The organism is uncultured Albimonas sp. (assembly GCF_963977235.1).
In the GTDB taxonomy this organism is placed as follows: domain Bacteria; phylum Pseudomonadota; class Alphaproteobacteria; order Rhodobacterales; family Rhodobacteraceae; genus Albimonas.
On the sequence record NZ_CAXBOD010000001.1, the window covers coordinates 294,896 to 311,249 of the forward strand.

General features: G+C 71.7%; 17 protein-coding genes. 8 read left to right on the forward strand and 9 right to left on the reverse strand.

Going from position 1 to position 16,354, the window contains the following annotated elements:
• Positions 1-37: 37 nt before the first annotated feature.
• Positions 38-1,597, reverse strand: coding sequence for a polysaccharide biosynthesis/export family protein (locus tag AAC134_RS01385; protein ID WP_339947243.1), 1,560 nt, complete (start codon positions 1,595-1,597; stop codon positions 38-40).
• 293 nt (positions 1,598-1,890) lie between these two features.
• On the opposite strand from AAC134_RS01385, the gene AAC134_RS01390 reads away from it, so the two are divergent.
• Both AAC134_RS01390 and AAC134_RS01395 read left to right on the forward strand, forming a co-directional pair.
• Positions 1,891-2,586 (forward strand): sugar transferase, encoded by a 696-nt coding sequence (locus AAC134_RS01390; RefSeq protein WP_339947244.1) that lies wholly within the window; start codon positions 1,891-1,893, stop codon positions 2,584-2,586.
• A 93-nt stretch (positions 2,587-2,679) separates the two neighbouring features.
• A complete protein-coding gene (locus AAC134_RS01395) occupies positions 2,680-3,819 on the forward strand; it encodes a glycosyltransferase (RefSeq protein ID WP_339947245.1) in 1,140 nt (379 codons plus the stop codon).
• A 295-nt stretch (positions 3,820-4,114) separates the two neighbouring features.
• Here the strand turns inward: AAC134_RS01395 and AAC134_RS01400 are convergent, their stop codons facing one another.
• Both AAC134_RS01400 and AAC134_RS01405 read right to left on the reverse strand, forming a co-directional pair.
• Positions 4,115-4,858 (reverse strand): response regulator, encoded by a 744-nt coding sequence (locus AAC134_RS01400; protein ID WP_339947246.1) that lies wholly within the window; start codon positions 4,856-4,858, stop codon positions 4,115-4,117.
• Positions 4,859-4,869: 11 nt separating this feature from the next.
• Positions 4,870-5,379 carry a MarR family transcriptional regulator gene (locus AAC134_RS01405; protein ID WP_339947436.1) on the reverse strand — a complete coding sequence of 170 codons (510 nt, stop codon included), beginning with the start codon at positions 5,377-5,379 and terminating at the stop codon, positions 4,870-4,872.
• Between the two features lie 265 nt (positions 5,380-5,644).
• Here AAC134_RS01405 and AAC134_RS01410 point away from each other — a divergent pair, with 265 nt between their 5' ends.
• The 4 genes from AAC134_RS01410 (at position 5,645) to rlmH (ending at position 8,828) form a co-directional block, all read left to right on the forward strand.
• Positions 5,645-6,523 carry a branched-chain amino acid aminotransferase gene (locus AAC134_RS01410; protein WP_339947247.1) on the forward strand — a complete coding sequence of 293 codons (879 nt, stop codon included), beginning with the start codon at positions 5,645-5,647 and terminating at the stop codon, positions 6,521-6,523.
• 389 nt (positions 6,524-6,912) lie between these two features.
• The gene (locus tag AAC134_RS01415) at positions 6,913-7,695 is read left to right on the forward strand and encodes a DUF3108 domain-containing protein (protein WP_339947248.1); all 783 of its coding nucleotides are present in this window, start codon (positions 6,913-6,915) and stop codon (positions 7,693-7,695) included.
• 277 nt (positions 7,696-7,972) lie between these two features.
• The gene (gene rsfS / locus AAC134_RS01420; protein ID WP_339947249.1) at positions 7,973-8,338 is read left to right on the forward strand and encodes a ribosome silencing factor; all 366 of its coding nucleotides are present in this window, start codon (positions 7,973-7,975) and stop codon (positions 8,336-8,338) included.
• Between the two features lie 19 nt (positions 8,339-8,357).
• A complete protein-coding gene (gene rlmH / locus AAC134_RS01425) occupies positions 8,358-8,828 on the forward strand; it encodes a 23S rRNA (pseudouridine(1915)-N(3))-methyltransferase RlmH (protein WP_339947250.1) in 471 nt (156 codons plus the stop codon).
• 257 nt (positions 8,829-9,085) lie between these two features.
• On the opposite strand, the gene AAC134_RS01430 is transcribed toward rlmH, so the two are convergent.
• Positions 9,086-9,511, reverse strand: a complete 426-nt coding sequence (locus AAC134_RS01430; RefSeq protein ID WP_339947251.1) for an organic hydroperoxide resistance protein — start codon at positions 9,509-9,511, stop codon at positions 9,086-9,088.
• Positions 9,512-9,718: 207 nt separating this feature from the next.
• On the opposite strand from AAC134_RS01430, the gene AAC134_RS01435 reads away from it, so the two are divergent.
• Positions 9,719-10,243, forward strand: a complete 525-nt coding sequence (locus AAC134_RS01435; RefSeq protein WP_339947252.1) for a MarR family transcriptional regulator — start codon at positions 9,719-9,721, stop codon at positions 10,241-10,243.
• Positions 10,244-10,348: 105 nt separating this feature from the next.
• Here AAC134_RS01435 and AAC134_RS01440 read toward each other — a convergent pair whose 3' ends face one another.
• The 5 genes from AAC134_RS01440 to AAC134_RS01460 form a co-directional block, all read right to left on the reverse strand.
• The gene (locus AAC134_RS01440) at positions 10,349-11,530 is read right to left on the reverse strand and encodes a M48 family metallopeptidase (RefSeq protein WP_339947253.1); all 1,182 of its coding nucleotides are present in this window, start codon (positions 11,528-11,530) and stop codon (positions 10,349-10,351) included.
• Positions 11,531-11,722: 192 nt separating this feature from the next.
• The gene (locus tag AAC134_RS01445) at positions 11,723-12,334 is read right to left on the reverse strand and encodes an FMN-binding negative transcriptional regulator (protein ID WP_339947254.1); all 612 of its coding nucleotides are present in this window, start codon (positions 12,332-12,334) and stop codon (positions 11,723-11,725) included.
• Entirely contained in the window at positions 12,334-13,131 is a 798-nt protein-coding gene (locus AAC134_RS01450; protein ID WP_339947255.1) for a GNAT family N-acetyltransferase, read from the reverse strand. Before AAC134_RS01450 ends, AAC134_RS01445 begins: the two co-directional genes overlap by 1 nt.
• Positions 13,132-13,159: 28 nt before the next feature.
• Positions 13,160-14,254 carry an S-methyl-5-thioribose-1-phosphate isomerase gene (mtnA, locus tag AAC134_RS01455; RefSeq protein ID WP_339947256.1) on the reverse strand — a complete coding sequence of 365 codons (1,095 nt, stop codon included), beginning with the start codon at positions 14,252-14,254 and terminating at the stop codon, positions 13,160-13,162.
• Positions 14,251-14,631 (reverse strand): cupin domain-containing protein, encoded by a 381-nt coding sequence (locus AAC134_RS01460; protein WP_339947257.1) that lies wholly within the window; start codon positions 14,629-14,631, stop codon positions 14,251-14,253. Before AAC134_RS01460 ends, mtnA begins: the two co-directional genes overlap by 4 nt.
• Before the next feature lie 287 nt (positions 14,632-14,918).
• Between AAC134_RS01460 and AAC134_RS01465 the strand changes: the two genes are divergently transcribed.
• Positions 14,919-16,268, forward strand: coding sequence for a dicarboxylate/amino acid:cation symporter (locus AAC134_RS01465; RefSeq protein WP_339947258.1), 1,350 nt, complete (start codon positions 14,919-14,921; stop codon positions 16,266-16,268).
• Positions 16,269-16,354: the final 86 nt, after the last annotated feature.

Genomic DNA, 16,354 nt, shown 5'->3' on the forward strand with positions numbered 1-16,354 from the left:
CGGCGTCGAGGGGCCCGGTCGGCCCCCCGGCGTCCGATCAGCTGCCGGCGTTGGCCAGCGAGACCGCCTGGCCGATCAGGTTGGGAACCAGCTGGTTGATCGTGCGGCCCCAGGAGGTGATCGGCTGCTCGGCCACGAACACGATGTCGTTGGGCCGCATCTCGAACACCGTCGCCGTCGACAGGCTGGCCGCGTTCGAGGCGTCCAGGCGATAGGCCGTGACCGCCCCCGGCGCCGCCGGCGTCAGGTTCTGGCGGATCACGTAGATTTCCTCGTAGTCCGCGTACTGGATGTTCATGCCGCCGCCGCCCAGCAGGATGTCGGCCAGGTTGGAGCGCGACTCGAACGGCAGCGCGGTGCGCGCGATCTCCCTCAGCTCGCCCGAGGTGTAGACGTAGTCGCGCCGGACGGCGCCCAGCTCGATCCGCTCCTTGAATGCCTCGCGCTGGGCCGTGGCCTCGCTGCGGGCCTCGCTGTTGCGCTGAATGTCGTACTGGGCCACGTTCAGGCGCATCGAGTTGAGCTGCTGGCGAAGCTGGACCTTGCTCATCTCGAAGTTGGCGAGCGTCAGCGCGTACTGCGCGTCGTCGATCTCGGCCCGGCGCTTCTGGAACTCGAACTGCTGCTGCTCGAGCTCGAACTGCCGCAGGCGGATCTGCTCCTCGAAGTAGGCGCGGGCCTGGGTCAGGTCGTAGTCGGCGTCCACGAACACCGCGTCGCCGTCCTTGAGCAGCACGTCGTTGAGCGCGTCGCTTCCATAGAGGTCGCGCAGCGGCGCCTGGTAGACCTGACCGTCGCGGAACAGGCGGACCACGGCGTAGTCGAGATCCTCGGAGCTGACGCCCCCGGCCACCTGCAGCGCCTCGGTCAGCTTCAGCGGCTTCAGGCCGATGGGCTCGACCTGCGGCGCGCGCACCGCGCCGCCGACCGAGACCCGCTGCGAGTTGAACTCGGCGATCTCGAGCGAGAACGAGGGGTCGAGGCGCTGGGCGACGAGGGCCTGGAAGATCTCGGCCTCCGCCTCCTCGATGGTCATGCCCGAGACGCGCACGCGGCCGACGTCGGGAATGGCGATGGCGCCGTCGTCCTGCACGACGTAGCCCTGCCGCGAGGACTGGGCGTTGAGCAGCGAGGGCACGTCCTCGAGCGTGGCGGCCGAGGTGTTGGTCGACAGCAGCAGCACGTCCGACACGCCGATGCGATAGGGCGTCTGCTCGATCGGCTCGGGCAGGTTCACCGGCACGTCGGCGGCCGGCGGCTGCAGCGCGGTGGCGGTCGGCGGCAGGTCGTAGCCCGCGCCGGCGCCGGCCGAAACCGCGTCGATGTCGGGCAGGTTCGGCATCGAGATGTCGCCGACCGCGATCCGGCCCGGCATCGCGTTGGGCTGGGGACGGAACGAATCCGGAAGACGCTGCGGCACGTAGGCGGTCAGATTCGCCTCCAGCGCCGTTTCGAACGTCATCGGAATCACCTGGACGTCCGACGTGGAATCAGAGGCGAAGCCACGGCCGTCGCCCTCCTCGTAGACGTTGGGCGCGGTATAGACGAGGCCGCAGCCCCCAAGCGCCAGAACCGCGAGAACGGCGTGAACCCTCATAGACGAGCCCTCTTTTTTTGCTGCGCCGCAACACATGGCGCCCCTCGGCCGCGTTCAGGTGTTAGCACCGCATCCGCATGGCGTTAAGGCGAAATCCTAAGTCTAGGCGTCGACATCTTGGCCCTGCGGCAATAGGGCCGCACGGTTCAGACGTCGTTAACAGTGAATTTTCCATTGAGTTCACGCACCGAAAGCCCATACTGGACGGTGTGTGAGGGATGGCCCGGCATCCAGGTTTCCGGGCGCTATGCCGGCGGGTTTCGATCTCGGAACCCGGATTGAGTGGGGATGTGATGAAGCATGTGAATGCCGACGATCACTTCTATGCTGCGGACGCGTTGTCGCCCCGCAGGTCGTATGCGTCGGTACGTGGCGTGTACGAGGCGGGCGGAAAGCGCCTGCTGGATCTGATCATCGCCATCGCCCTGGCCCCGATTGTGGGCCCGGTGGTGCTGGCGCTCGCGGCGCTGGTCTGGGCGCGGGACGGGGGGTCCCCGTTCTTTGGCCATGTCCGCGTCGGGCGGGACGGCGCGCCGTTCCGCTGCTGGAAGATCCGCACCATGGTGCGTGACGCGCAGGAGCGGCTGGCCCGCCACCTGGACGAGAACCCCGAGGCCGCGGCGGAATGGGCCGCGACCCGCAAGCTGACCCGCGACCCCCGCATCACCGCGGTGGGCAATTTCCTGCGCAAGACCTCGCTCGACGAGCTTCCGCAGCTGTGGAACGTGATCAGGGGCGAGATGTCCTTTGTCGGTCCGCGCCCGGTGCCCGAGGACGAGCTCAACGACCTCTACGGTCCGGCCCGCTCGGTCTACTGCGCCATGAAGCCGGGGATCACCGGCCTGTGGCAGGTGTCGGGGCGCAACGACGTCAGCTACGCCCAGCGCGTCTCGCTGGACATCGAGTACCTGCGCCGGATGGCGCCGGGCTTCGACCTGTGGGTGATGCTGCGCACCGCCCTGGTGATCGTTCGGCCCACCGGCCGCTGATCGCCTCACCGGCGCAGCCGCGTCCCTGCGGCGAGCCTTGACCGCCGGAGCCCTCGGCTCCGGCGTTTCCATTTCGAGCGAGGGAAACCGCGCATGCGCGTCGCCATCGTGCACTACTGGCTTGTCGGAATGCGGGGCGGGGAGCGGGTGCTCGAGCAGCTCTGCCTGATGTTCCCCGACGCCGACATCTACACTCATGTCTGCGACCGCGAGAAGCTGAGCCCCTTGCTGCGGCGCCACAGGATCCGCGAGACCTTCATCGCGCGGCTGCCGGGCGCGAAGAAGCACTATCAGAAATACTTGCCCCTGATGCCCTATGCGCTGGAGCAACTGGATCTGTCTTCTTACGACCTGGTGCTGAGTTCCGAAAGCGGACCCGCCAAAGGGGTGATCTGCAACCCCGACACGCCGCACCTGTGCTACACGCATTCGCCGATGCGGTATATCTGGGACCAGTACCACGCCTATCGCGAGGGGCTGAACTGGCCGATGCGGATGCTGTGGACCGTGGTCAGCCACAAGCTGCGGATCTGGGACGTGGCGGCCGCGAACCGGGTGGATCGCTATGTGGCGAACTCCTCCTTCGTGGCGCGGCGGGTGATGCGCTGCTGGGGGCGCGAGGCCGACGTGGTGCACCCGCCCGTCGACCTCGAGGCCTATCGGCCGGCGCCGGCGCCGGGTCCCGACGCGCCCTACCTGTTCCTGTCCGAGCTGGTTCCCTACAAGCGCGCCGATCTCGCCATCGAGGCCTGCAAGCTTCTGGGCCGGCGGCTGAAGATCGTGGGCTCGGGTTCGGAGATGGAGCGGCTGAAGAAGCTGGCGGGCCCGGGAGTCGAGTTCCTCGGCCGGGTGCCGGACGGCGAGATGCGGGCCCTCTACCACTCCTGCCGCGCCCTGCTGTTTCCGGGCGTCGAGGATTTCGGGATCGTGCCGCTGGAGGCGATGGCCTGCGGGCGTCCGGTGCTGGCCTATGGCCGCGGGGGGGCGCTGGACACGGTGAAGGAGGGGGTCTCGGGCCTGCTATTCGACGCCCAGACCGCCGAGAGCCTCGCCGAGGCGATGCGCCGCTTCGAGACCGAGATGGAGCCGTCGCTCGACCCCGAGCGGGTCGCCGCCCATGCCCAGAGCTTCGGCCCGGGCCAGTTCCGCGCCGGCATGTGGTCGGCCATCCGCCGCATGGCCCCCGAGCTGGGCCTGCCCGAGGAGCCGCCGGCGATAGCCCAGGCGGCCTGAGGGCCGCCCGGGCGGCGCCGCGTCGGCTGTCGCGCCGGGGGCTGTCGTTCGGCGCGCGGCGCGTTGCCGAGGTTGCGCGCCCTTGGCGCCGTCTCGCGTGGCGAGGGCGCGAGGCGGTCCGGCGCGGCGCGTGCTGACGACGCTCGCGGCCCGTCCGTCGCGCGACCGCTCCGGAAAGCGCGCCGGGCGCATTTCGAAGCGCTGTATCGCGACCCGCCTCGCCTCGCCTCGCCCCGCTTCGCCTCCGCGCCAGTCCGCCTCGCCAGTCCGTCGCGCCAGCCTGCCGCGCCGGACCTCAGTCCGGCGCGAGCATGTAGCCGGAGCCGCGGACCGTCTGCAGATAGCGGGGGGCCTTGGGGTCGGCCTCGATCTTGCGGCGGAGGCGGGTGACCTGGACGTCGACGGCGCGCTCCTGCGCGTCGTCCATCTCGGCGAGCAGGGTCTGGCGGTCCACCGGCTCGTGCGGGGTGCGCGCGAAGATCTTCATCAGCGCGCTCTCGGTCGTGGTCAGGCGCACCTGCTCGTCGCCCCGCCACAGCTCGCCGCGGGCCACGTCGTAGCGCACCGGGCCCAGCTGCAGGGTGCGCGGGGCCTCGGGGCGGGGACCGGCGGGCTGGGTGCGGCGCAGGATCGCGCCGATGCGCAGCAGCAGTTCGCGCGGCTCGAAGGGTTTGGCGAGGTAGTCGTCGGCCCCCGCCTCCAGCCCCGCGATCCGGTCCTCGGCCCCGCCGCGGGCGGTCAGCAGCAGGATCGGCGCGCCCAGCCTCGGGCGGACCGCGCGGGCGAAGCTGATCCCGTCCTCGCCCGGCATCATCACGTCGACCACCAGCAGGTCGAACTCCAGCCCCTCGAGCAGGCGCCTGGCATGGGCCGCGTCCCGGGCCGCGGTCACGTAGAACCCCGAGCGCGCCAGGTAGCGCTTGAGCAACGTGCGGATCCGCTCGTCGTCGTCCACCACCAGAATATGCGCGTCGGGAGGGTCGAGGGGCGCGGGCGCGGCCTCGTCGGCCTCCGCCAGGCCCGCCGTCTCGTCGCTCATACGCGTTCCGCTCAGGCGCCGGGCTGGTCGTTGACCAGCGCCAGAACCGATTCGCGGCTGTCTTCGTCGATCATGTCCGCGAGCACCGTCTTGAATCCCTGCACCGCCTCGGCGCCCGCCTCCATGAAGACGCGGCGCATGCGGGCATTCTGCGCGTCCGCCAGGCTGCGGACAAGCGCCTCGCCCTCCGGGGTCACCGTCAGCAACCGCTGGCGGCGGTCGGCCGGGCCGATCCGCGAGTCGATCAGCCCGTCCTCGACCAGCTGGCGCAGCACCCGGTTGAGGGATTGCTTGGTGACCTTCAGCGTGTCCAGCAGCTCGGACACCGACATGCCGGGCCGGCGCCAGACGAAATGCAGGCAGCGGTGGTGGGCGCGACCGTAACCCCTTGTTTCCAGGATGCGATCGGCGTCCGCGATCATGTCGCGATAGGCGAAGAACATCAGCTCGACCCCCTGGCCGAGCTGCGCGTCGGTCAGGAACAGCAGCTGGTCGCCCCGGTTCAGACCGGAGCCGCGCATGCGGGCGGCGGGGGACCGGCCGCTCTCGGGGCGAGGCGGGGCGGCGCGGGAACGGGTGGGGGCGTCGGAAGGGCTCATGGCGGGATTTTACGTCAGCCTTGTTGACTGTCCAAGCTCGCGTTGCTATATCGCCGCGGCGCTGAGGAAAGCAACAATATTTCTTGCCGCGCTGCAACAGCGACATATCCGGAACGCCCGGAGGTCGCCGACGAAACGGGTCCGGGGCTCCGCTAGGGCGCCCGGGCGATGATACGGGAACGTGGCCATGGCCGGTGGAGCCTACGACGATCGCGACGGCGTCATCTGGATGGACGGGGCGCTGGTGCCCTGGCGCGAGGCCAAGGTGCACGTACTGACCCACGCGCTCCACTACGCCTCGTCGGTGTTCGAGGGCGAGCGCGCCTACGGCGGCCAGATCTTCAAGAGCCGCGAGCATTCCCAGCGCCTGCTGGATTCGGCCCGCGCCATGGACATCCCCTCGCGCTGGACGCTCGACGACATCGAGCAGGCCAAGGCCACCGCCATGGCCGCCAACGGGTTGAAGGACTGCTACGTCCGCCCGGTGATGTGGCGCGGCTCGGGCGAGGACATGGGGGTGGCCGCCCTCCTGAACCCCGTCCATCTCGCGGTCGCGGTGTGGGAGTGGGGCGCCTACTACGGCGACGCCAAGACCAAGGGCGCGAAGCTCGACATTTCGAAGTGGAAGCGGCCGAGCCCCGAGACCATCCCCTGCCACGCCAAGGCGGCCGGTCTCTACATGATCTGCACCATGTCCAAGCATGCGGCGCAGGCCAAGGGCTGCTCGGACGCGCTGATGTACGACTACCGCGGCTATGTGGCCGAGGCGACGGGCGCCAACATCTTCTTCACCAAGGACGGCAAGGTGCACACGCCGACGCCCGACTGCTTCCTGAACGGTCTGACCCGCCAGACGGTGATCGACCTGCTCAAGCAGAAGGACGTCGAGGTGATCGAGCGCCACATCATGCCCGACGAACTCGAGAGCTTCGAGCAGTGCTGGCTGACCGGCACCGCGGCCGAGGTCACCCCGGTGGGGCAGATCGGCGACTACAGCTTCGACGTGGGCCCGATGGCGGTGGGCATCGCCGACGAATACGAGCGTCTGGTCCGCGGCAACCGCTGATCGATCCGTTCGCGTGCAAAGCCGGGGCCGGGGGCGCAAGCCTCCGGCCCGGTTCGTTGCGAGGGTGCGCGCCCGATCCGTCGCGCGCGCCGCCCCGCCGCGACCCGCGTTCCGGCCGCGACCCGACGTCGGGACGACACGCTCGACCTCGCCGCCTGGCGCCGCGCCCCCCGCGCCTTGCGCCCTCGCCTCCGGAGACGGCCGCCCCGGGCGCCCCCCTCGAAGCGCGCCGCGAGCGGGACGCCGGGCCCGGGCGCCCGGTTGCCGCGGCGCTTCCTCCCCGCCGCCGACATCGCCGCACACGGCCCTCTCACGCGAAATTCGCTTGCACGCGGCGGCGTCGCCCTTAACGGTTCGATGACGTTTCCGAGATGAACGGAGTTCCCGCGATGCGTCGAGCCACGGCCCTCGCCCTCGCGCTCCTGCTGCCCGCCGCGCCCGTCGCGGCGCAGGGGCCCGCCGCCGCCTCGACCCAGGCGGGGGGCGAGACGTCGCGCGACCTGCTCTACCACCTCGACTGGGGCCCTGTTGCGCTGGGCGAGTTCCGCGTGCGCCACGAACCCGGCGAGGCCGGCGCGCTGACCATCGAGGCCCGCTCCCGCGGTCTCGCCTCGATGCTCTTCGACTTCACCCTGACCGAGGCGACCCGACGCGAGCCCGACGGCGGCCGCCGCTTCACCATGAACGGCGAGTTCGGCGACAAGGACTACGACCGTGAGGTCACCTGGGATCCCGGCCAGGCCCCCGAGGTCGAGCATCGCGCCGGCGCCCCCGACGAGGAGCTGACCCCCGTTCCCCAGGCGACGCTGCCGCGCTCGGTCGACCCTGCCGCCGCGGTGCTCGCCGTGCTTGACCGGGTCAAGGCCGGCGAGGGCTGCGCGGGGGAATGGGCGATCTACGACGGCGTGCGGATGATGTCGCTGACCGTGCGCGACGAGGGCATGGACCGGGTCGAGGCCGACCGCGATTGGACCTACGCCGGCCCCGCGCGCCGCTGTCGCCTGGGGATCGAGCGCGTCGGCGGCTTCCCCGTCGACGACGAGCGCGAGACCGAGGAGGCCGACTTCAACCGCCTCCTGTGGATCGCGGAGATGAACGGTCACCCGACCCCGGTGCGCCTGCAGGTCTCCTGGCCGCTGGGCTACGCGACCGGTCGGATCGACCTGCGCTGAGCGCCGGGGCGCCAGACCTGCGCCGGACGCAGGGCGGGAACCCGCCCGCAACGGCCCCGATCACGCCGAATCGCCTTGCGCCGGCGGTCAAGCCGCTCTATCCGCCGCCTTTCCGGGCGCCTGGCGCCCACTGGTTGAGCGAAGCCCCCCTTTGGACTACATTGAGACTCCGCCCGGCGCCGGGGCGTTGAGAGGATTTCCGGCGCGCGACGTGGAGGAAATCGAACTGACCGGACTCGATAGCGCGGGGACCACCCCGCCGCAGAACACGGAGCGAATGGGTGGCGAAGACCTGCTTCGGCTCGTTCTGAACTCGCTCGAGGACGACAAGGCCGAGGACATCGTGCAGGTTGACCTGCGCGGCAAGTCGGACATCGCCGACTTCATGGTGATCGCCTCCGGCCGTTCGTCCCGCCAGGTGGCCGCCATTGCGGAAAAACTCATCGAACGCCTCAAGTCGGACGCCCGGGTCACCGCCCGCGCCGAGGGCAAGGATGCGGGCGACTGGGTGCTGATCGACGCGGGCGACGTGATCGTCCACGTCTTCCGGCCCGAGGTGCGCGAGTTCTACCAGCTCGAGAAAATGTGGCTGTCGGCCGAGGACGCGGCGAAACGCGCCGCCGCCACGCCCAGCTACGCCTGACCCGCCAGACGGGTCCGGCGTGAAAGTGCACCTGGTCGCCGTGGGGCGCGCCCGCGGCGGGCCCGAGGCGGCGCTTGTCCAGGACTGGCTGACGCGCTTCGACCGCGCGGCGCGGCCGCTGGGCTTTGGTCCCGCGCGCCTGCTGGAGGTCGAGGACCGCAAGGGCCGCGGGTCGCAGGCGGAGGGCGAACTGATCCTCGCCGCCCTCCCCGACGGCGCCGTGCTGGTTGCGCTCGACGAGCGGGGCCGCGAGCTGACCTCCCCCGACTTCGCCGACCGTCTGGCCGACTGGCGCGATCAGGGCCGCCGGGATCTGGTGCTGGCCATCGGCGGCGCCGACGGTCACTCGGACGCGGTGCGCGCGCGCGCCGACCTCCTGCTCAGCTTCGGCAAGATGGTCTGGCCCCACATGCTCGCCCGCGCCATGGCCGCCGAACAGATCTACCGCGCCGCCACCATCCTCGCCGGCAGCCCCTACCACCGCGCCTGACCGCCGAGAGCGAGGCCGGCCCTTCGTCACGGCCGCGTGGCGCGGGGCGCAACCGGCCCACTGGGGCCTCTTGTCCAACCCGCCGGAGACGTCCGGCCACCCGCGCGCGGCTGGCCGGGAGGGCATGATCCCCAAACGCGAGACGCCGCCAGATCCCGGGATCTGGCGGCGTCTCGGCCCGGCCGGGACCTCCCGGTCAGGGCGTGCGGGCGACGTGCCCGAAGGGACCGCCCGCGAGGAGGGCGAGGCGATCGCCCTCAGACGACCGTCAGGCCCACGTCGACGTTGCCGCGGGTGGCGTTGGAGTAGGGGCAAACCTGGTGGGCGGCCTCGACCAGCTTCTCGGCCTCGGCCTTGTCGACGCCGGGCATGGCGATCTCGAGCGCCGCGGTGATCCCGAACCCGCCCTCGGAGCGCGGGCCGATCCCCACCGTCGCCGTCACCGTGGCGTCGTTGGGCACCTTCACGAAGCCCTCGCCGCGCGAGACCGCCTTCATCGCGCCCAGGAAACAGGCCGCGTAGCCGGCGGCGAACAGCTGCTCGGGGTTGTTGCCGTCGCCCGAGCCGCCCATCTCCTTCGGCGGCGCCAGCTTCACCTTCAGCGCGCCGTCCAGCGTCTCGGCCGCGCCATCGCGCCCGCCGGTGGCGCGGGCCTTCGTGGTGTATTTGACGTCGACGGACATGGGGGTCTCCTTTGCGTCGTTGCGAATATGTCGTGCGCGATCATATCGCGTGAGGGTTAGCTGGGGCGTCCCCCTCCAAATGTCAATCGCGAGCGACTATATCGGGCGCGATATGTTCGATAGGCTCGACCCGAGGCCGCCGTCGGGCGGCCGCCGACCCCACCCGAAGCCGCCTTCCTGCGGCCGCCGGACACCCAAGGAGGCGCCATGACCCGCGCCGATCGCCACCCCGCGCAGACGGCTGAGACGCGTGAAACTCCTGAAGCGGAGACGCCTGCCGCGGGGGCGCCGCCATCGGACCTGATGCTGTGCTTTGCGCTCTATTCGGCCAGCCACGCGATGCACCGCGTCTACCGCCCGTGGCTCGAGCGGATGGGGCTGACCTATCCGCAGTTCCTGGCGATGACGGCGCTGTGGGCCCGCGACGGGCGCCTGGTGGGCGAGCTGTGCGCCGAGCTGCGCCTGGCCACCTCGACCCTGACCCCGGTGCTCAAGCGGCTGGAGGCGATGGGTCTGGTGGAGCGGGCGCGCGACCGCGGCGACGCCCGCGCCGTGCGCGTCACGCTGACCGAGGACGGCCGCGTCCTGCGCGGAAAGACCGAGGGTCTGTCGGAGGCGCTGATCGAGGCCACGGGCCTGCCGGTCGAACGCCTGCTGGCCCTGAACGCCGAGGTCGCCGCCCTGCGCGACCGCCTGAGCGCCTGGGCCGAAACGCGCGACGCCGCCGCCTGATCGCGCCGCCAGAGCCGGCCCCGCAAGGCCAGACGCGGCCCCCGCGGGGCGACGCCGTCCCCGCAAGGCGCGACGGCTTCCGCGCCCCGCGCCGGTCGGCGGGGCTCAGCCTGCGCAGATTTCCTTGAGGGCGATCCAGTCGGAATCCTCGAGCGCGGGGCGCCAGGCGCCGCCCTCGAGCCGGTCGGCGGCCTCGGCCGCCTCGATGCGGGCGTCGAGGTCGGGGTGGGAGCCGAAGTGGCGCGCCAGCCCCTCGGTCTGACGTCCCTGCATCGCCTTCAGGTCGCCGAAGAATTCGGCCAGCGCCCCGGCGGGCAGGCCCGCCTCGCCCAGCATCTGGTGGGCGAAGGCGTCGGCCTGCGTCTCCATCTCGCGCGAGTAGGAGGCCGTCAGCGCCATCTGCGTCAGCCCGGCCAGCGAACCGCCGGCCATGTCGCCCAGGAACAGCGTCAGCAGCCCCTGCGTCCCGGCCTGGCGCAGCAGCGCGCGCAGGCCGTCGCGATGGGCGACGTGGCCGAGTTCGTGGGCCAGCACCGCGGCCACCTCGTCGGGGCCCGAGGCGCTTTCCAGCAGGCCCGAGAGGATCGCCACCCGCCCGCCGGGGGCGGCGAAGGCGTTCACCTGGGGGCTGCGGATCACCTCGAGCGTCACCGGCACGTGCAGGCGCACGCCGGCGAGCAGCCGGTCGGACAGGCGCTTGAGGGCGGCGTCGCCCTCGGGGGTGGCGCAGACCGGATCCTCGCCCACGCCCATCAGGGAGATCTGCCGGGCCATGACCGCGTCGCCCAGCTTGCGCTCCTGCGCGGGGGGGACGAGGTCGGCCAGGCGCTGGGTGGCGTAGGGCAGGCCCCAGATCACCAGCGCCGCGCCCACCGCCGCGGCGACGGCGAACCAGGCGAGCAGGCGCAGGATCTGAGGCAGACGCGAGGGGCGCCGGTCGAGGTCGGCGCAGACCTCCTCGATGGCGCGGATCATCTCGGGGTCGGTGACCAGCAGGCTCTCGTCGCCCTCGGCGTCGCCCCAGGCGTCGTCGGGCTCGGGCGTCAGCGACAGCGCGGCGCGGTCGCCGCCGGGCGCGCGCACCCGGCGCAGGCTGGCCAGCGCCCAGTGGGCGACGGGCATGTCGTCGAAGCTCATCAGGATCAGCGAGGCCTCGCCGAAGCGGACCACCACCTCCTGCGGATGCTGAGAGACGCCGTCGCGATAGACGCCCGTGGATTCCAGGAGCGCATATCGCGAGAGCGCGGTCCTGCCCGCCGATCCGCCGCGTCCGAAGCCGCCCGCCATGCTTGCGCGTCGCGCTCCTCTTGCGCGCGGCCGTTCCGGCCTGCGCGTCCTGCTGTCCCTGGACCCCTCCTTAGACGGTTTGGAGACGGGAAACGAGGGCGCCGGCCGGGAATCCTCGCCGCAGGGGGCTGCCGCAGGGGGCGTGGCCCGTTCCGCGGCGCCGGGGTCCGGTCCGCGGGACGCGGGGGCGGCCTAGTCGGGCGGGGCGCGCATCAGCGCGGCGAGGGCGGCCAGTTCGGCGCCGAGCGAGCCCTCGATCGCCGCCGCCGCGCCCAGTCGCATCGCCTCGGGCTTGTTCTGGCCGAGCTTCCAGGTGCCGTCGGTCTCCTCGATCGCGAGGCGCACGGGCAGGATCATCCGCTCGAGCTTCGCCAACGCCTCGGCCGGGACCTTCGAGAGGGTCCAGGGCGGCTTGGGCAGCGCGCCCTCGAAGCGGGCCGAGAGCGCCTCGAGGTGGGGGCGCAGCGTTCCGCTCTCGCGCAGCGAGAGGCGGCCGCGCAGGTGCACGGCGACGTAGTTCCAGGTGGGGACCTGCTCGGGCGCGCCGTACCAGTCGGGCGAGACGTAGCCGTCGGGGCCCTGCACCGCCAGCACGGCCCCGAGCGGCCCCGAGGCCAGCGCGCGGGCGATGGGGTTGGAGCGGACGAGGTGCAGGTCGACCGCCTCCCCCTCCACCACGAAGGGCACGTGGGAGAGCATCGGGAACGGCTCGCCCGAGACCGCGAGCGTGCCGAATCCCCGCGTGTGCGCCAGCTCCAGATGCTGGGCGCGGGTGGAGTTTCGATAGGCGGGGTTGGGGTGCATCAGCCGCGGCTCCAGCGCAGGAGGGCGAGGCCGGGCAGGGCCTCGCCCTCGTCGAAGGCTTTCACCAGCAGGCTGCCGGGGACTTCCGGCGCGGCCGCGGCGAGGCGGGCCATCGCGTCCTCGCGCGCGATCAGCCCTTCATGGGCGAGGTGGCCGAGCTTCAGCGCGGCGACGTGGGCGATGGCCTCGCGGACGCCCTCGGGGGCGGCGCGCAGGCGGACGATTTCGTAGGTCGCGAGGCTGAGCACGCGGGCCTCGGGATACTCGTCGAGCAGCGCGATGCGGCCGTCCGAGGCAAGGCCCAGACGCTCAAGCACCCGCACCGAGGCGGGGTTCAGCCGGTCCCAGACGGTGGCGTAGAGCTGCAGCGGGCCCGGCAGCGCCCGGAAGGCTTCGAGCGCGGCGCCGGCGGCCTCGCGCATCACGCCGAGGCCATGGGCGCGGCGGTCGAGCGCGTAGAACACTTCGCCCGCCCAGCCGCCCTGCGAGGGCGCGGCGCCGTAGAAGCCGACCACGCCGAGGAAGCCCGCCAGCGGCGGGGCGGCGCCGGGGCGGCCCTCGATCGCGTAGGCGCCGGGGGCGCCCTCGGCCCAGATCGCGGCGCCGCGGGCGCCGTCCTCGCCCAGGCCCTCGCACCAGTCCTCGGCCCAGTGCTGCTGCAGGGCGGGGGTCGAGCAGTCGTGGACCAGCATCGTGGCGACCTCGCCGTCGGCGAAGACCGCCGCGCGCAGGGCCGGCGCGTCGGCGCGGCGGAGCGGGCGCAGCGACAGGCGCTCGGTGATCAGGGGGGCGTGCATGGGGGGCGTGCGGGGGGGGCGGGGGCGGTCAGGCCGCCGCCCGCTCCGGGAACAGGCCGGCGATGCCCTCGCGCGTGGCGGAGCAGACGCCGCGCTCGGTCACCAGGGCGGTGACGAGGCGGGCGGGGGTGACGTCGAAGGCGGGGTTGGCGGCCGGCGAGCTCTCGGGCGTCAGGCGCACGCGGGCGTAGTCGCCGGCATCGGTGAGGCCGGGGAGGTAGGAGACCTCGTCGCCCGAGCGTTCCTCGATGGGGATCTCGAACCCGTCCTCGACGGCGAAGTCGATGGTCGGCGAGGGCAGGGCCACGTAGAACGGCACGCCGTTGTCGTGGGCGGCCAGCGCCTTGAGATAGGTGCCGATCTTGTTGCAGACGTCGCCGCGCGCGGTGGTGCGGTCGGTGCCCACGATGACCATGTCGACCAGCCCGCGCTGCATCAGATGGCCGCCGGCGTTGTCCACGATCACCTTGTGGGGGACGCCGTGGCGGCCCAGCTCCCAGGCCGTGAGAAAGGCGCCCTGGTTGCGGGGGCGGGTCTCGTCCACCCAGACCTCGACCGGGATGCCCTTGTCATGGGCCTTGTAGATCGGGGCGGTGGCGGTGCCCCAGTCCACCGTCGCGAGCCAGCCGGCGTTGCAGTGGGTGAGGATGCGCACCGGCTCCCCCGGCGCCTTCCGGGCGGCGATCTCCTCGATGATCTTCAGCCCGTGGTCGCCGATGGCGGCGTTGATCGCCACGTCCTCGTCGCAGAGCGCGGCGGCCTCGGCCCAGGCGGCGTCCGCCCGCTTCGCGGGGGGCAGGGGGGCGAGGGCCGCCTTCATCCGCTCCAGCGCCCAGTGCAGGTTCACCGCGGTGGGCCGGGTGGCGAGCAGGGCGGCGGCGGCCGAGGCCAGCCCCTCGTCCGAGGCGTCGGCCCGCAGCGCCAGCGCGAGGCCATAGGCCGCGGTGGCGCCGATCAGCGGCGCGCCGCGGACCTGCATGGCGCGGATCGCGTGGGCGGCCTCGGTCAGCTCGGTCAGGCGCAGGATCTCGAAGCGGTGGGGGAACAGGGTCTGGTCCAGGATCTCGACCGCGCCGTCGGCGGCGGGCCAGATGGTGCGATAGGGGACGCCGTCGATCTTCATGGGGTCTCCTCCAGCGGGCGGTAGCCCGAGGGCGTGAAACGGGGGGTGCACAGGCACAGGAACACGAGCTCCTCCGCCCCGGTGTTGGCGATGCGCTGGGCGCAGCCGGCCGGGATCAGGGCGGCGTCGCCGGGGCCGAGGTCGCGGCCCTCGCCGTCCAGCTCCAGCCGCCCGGTCCCGCGCAGGATCACGTAGCGCTCGTCGACGTCGAGCGCATGCAGCTCGGTCACCGCGCCGGGGGCGACGGTGGCCTCGGCGAGGCTGGCGGCCGGGTCGTCGGGGTGGTTGAGCAGCTCGCGGATCGCGCAGCGCTCCCGCGTGGCGAAGGGGGCGCCGGCGGCGCCGGGCAGCACGAGGGGGGAGCGGAGGCGGGTCATGGGGCCGATGATACGGGGCCCGGCCCCGCGAGAAAAGCCGCGGCGGGGCCCATGGCGTCCCCGGCAGGCCGCGCATCGCGGGAAGCTCCGGGAGGCGCCGGCGGCCGCGCGACGCGGGCGCGCGGATAATTGATCATCATGAAACTGACCGGGCGGGGCCGACTGGCGGACACTCTTCCCGCCTGTTGGAAGCTTTCGGGATGAAACAGCCGTCGTCGCCCAATCCGTTTGCGCCTCGCTTCATCCGTGCAATCCTGACGCGGACAATTGAACCGGAGGATCGGCGGATGGCGAGCGCAGTCAGGAAGATGTCCCTCACCATGCAGGTGATGCTGGGGATGGGGCTCGGCATTGTCGTCGGGCTGATCTTCAACGCCACCGGCTCGGAGTTCATCGCCGAGCATGTGACGGGCGGTCTCTTCGCCATGATCGGCAAGATGTTCGTCAATGCGCTGAAGATGCTGGTGGTGCCGCTGGTGGTGTTCTCGCTGATCTGCGGGGTGACCGGGATCGGCGACATCCGCGCGCTGGGGCGGGTCGGGGGCAAGAGCTTCGCGCTCTACCTGATGACCACGGCCATCGCCATCGCGGTGGCGATCTGCCTGGCGCTGCTGGTGGGGCCGGGGATCGGCTTCGACATGGCGGGCGTCGACACCTCGGGCATCTCGGCCAAGGAGGCGCCCTCGGTCTGGGACGTGTTCGCGGGCATCGTGCCGACCAACCCCGTCGCCGCCTTCGCGCAGGGCGAGATGCTGCAGATCATCTTCTACGTGATCATCGTGGGCATCGCGGCGCTGATGCTGGGCGAGAAGTCCTCGGGCTTCGTGGCGGCGTGCGAGTACATGAACGAGCTGATGATGAAGGTCGTGCAGATCGTCATGGCCTTCGCGCCCATCGGCGTGTTCTGCCTGATCGCCAAGACCTTCGCCGAGCAGGGGATCGACCTGTTCCTGCCGGTGCTGGCCTATGTGCTGACGCTGACGGCGGCGCTGTTCATCCACCTGTTCGGCACGCTGATGCTGATCCTGCGGCTCCTCTCGGGGCTCAACCCGCTGGTGTTCATGCGCAAGCTGCGGCCGGCGCAGGTGTTCGCCTTCTCGACCGCCTCCTCGAACGCCACCATCCCGGTGACCTACCGCTGCGTGACCGAGCGAATCGGGGCGGACCAGTCGGTCGCCTCGTTCACCGTGCCCTTCGGCGCCACCATCAACATGGACGGCACCGCGATCATGCAGGGCGTGGCGACGGTGTTCCTAGCCAACGTCTACGGCATCGATCTGGGGATCGGGGGCTATCTGACGGTGATCGCGATGGCGGTGCTGGCCTCGATCGGGACCGCGGGCGTGCCGGGCGTGGGGCTGGTGATGCTGACCATGGTGCTGGGCCAGGTGGGTCTGCCGATCGAGGGCATCGCCATCATCCTGGGCGTCGACCGGCTGATGGACATGATCCGCACGGCGGTGAACATCACCGGCGACGCGGTGGTCTCGACCGTGGTGGCCAAGGGCGAAGGCAAGCTCGACATGGCCGTGTTCAACGATCCCGACGCGGGGGTCATCGCCGACGGGCCGCTGACCATCGACCCCGAGGCCGAGACCAGGCTGGCGGGCCTCGCCCACCCTCGCGCCGGGGAGTGAGGCGGCGAGAGGGAAGGTCGCGCCGGGCGAAGTTATGACTTGAACCGTATCTGAACGCTCACTACAATTTTAACATTGTGTGTGGC

Coding starts and splice junctions, on each gene's coding strand:
- AAC134_RS01385 (WP_339947243.1), bottom strand. CDS start 1,597: ATGAGGGTTCACGCCGTTCTCGCGGTTCTGGCGCTTGGGGGCTGCGGC.
- AAC134_RS01435 (WP_339947252.1), top strand. CDS start 9,719: ATGACCCGCGCCGATCGCCACCCCGCGCAGACGGCTGAGACGCGTGAA.
- AAC134_RS01400 (WP_339947246.1), bottom strand. CDS start 4,858: ATGAGCGACGAGACGGCGGGCCTGGCGGAGGCCGACGAGGCCGCGCCC.
- AAC134_RS01410 (WP_339947247.1), top strand. CDS start 5,645: ATGGCCGGTGGAGCCTACGACGATCGCGACGGCGTCATCTGGATGGAC.
- AAC134_RS01465 (WP_339947258.1), top strand. CDS start 14,919: ATGGCGAGCGCAGTCAGGAAGATGTCCCTCACCATGCAGGTGATGCTG.
- AAC134_RS01395 (WP_339947245.1), top strand. CDS start 2,680: ATGCGCGTCGCCATCGTGCACTACTGGCTTGTCGGAATGCGGGGCGGG.
- AAC134_RS01405 (WP_339947436.1), bottom strand. CDS start 5,379: ATGCGCGGCTCCGGTCTGAACCGGGGCGACCAGCTGCTGTTCCTGACC.
- AAC134_RS01445 (WP_339947254.1), bottom strand. CDS start 12,334: ATGCACCCCAACCCCGCCTATCGAAACTCCACCCGCGCCCAGCATCTG.
- AAC134_RS01390 (WP_339947244.1), top strand. CDS start 1,891: ATGAAGCATGTGAATGCCGACGATCACTTCTATGCTGCGGACGCGTTG.
- AAC134_RS01440 (WP_339947253.1), bottom strand. CDS start 11,530: ATGGCGGGCGGCTTCGGACGCGGCGGATCGGCGGGCAGGACCGCGCTC.
- rsfS (WP_339947249.1), top strand. CDS start 7,973: ATGGGTGGCGAAGACCTGCTTCGGCTCGTTCTGAACTCGCTCGAGGAC.
- AAC134_RS01415 (WP_339947248.1), top strand. CDS start 6,913: ATGCGTCGAGCCACGGCCCTCGCCCTCGCGCTCCTGCTGCCCGCCGCG.
- AAC134_RS01430 (WP_339947251.1), bottom strand. CDS start 9,511: ATGTCCGTCGACGTCAAATACACCACGAAGGCCCGCGCCACCGGCGGG.
- AAC134_RS01460 (WP_339947257.1), bottom strand. CDS start 14,631: ATGACCCGCCTCCGCTCCCCCCTCGTGCTGCCCGGCGCCGCCGGCGCC.
- mtnA (WP_339947256.1), bottom strand. CDS start 14,254: ATGAAGATCGACGGCGTCCCCTATCGCACCATCTGGCCCGCCGCCGAC.
- AAC134_RS01450 (WP_339947255.1), bottom strand. CDS start 13,131: ATGCACGCCCCCCTGATCACCGAGCGCCTGTCGCTGCGCCCGCTCCGC.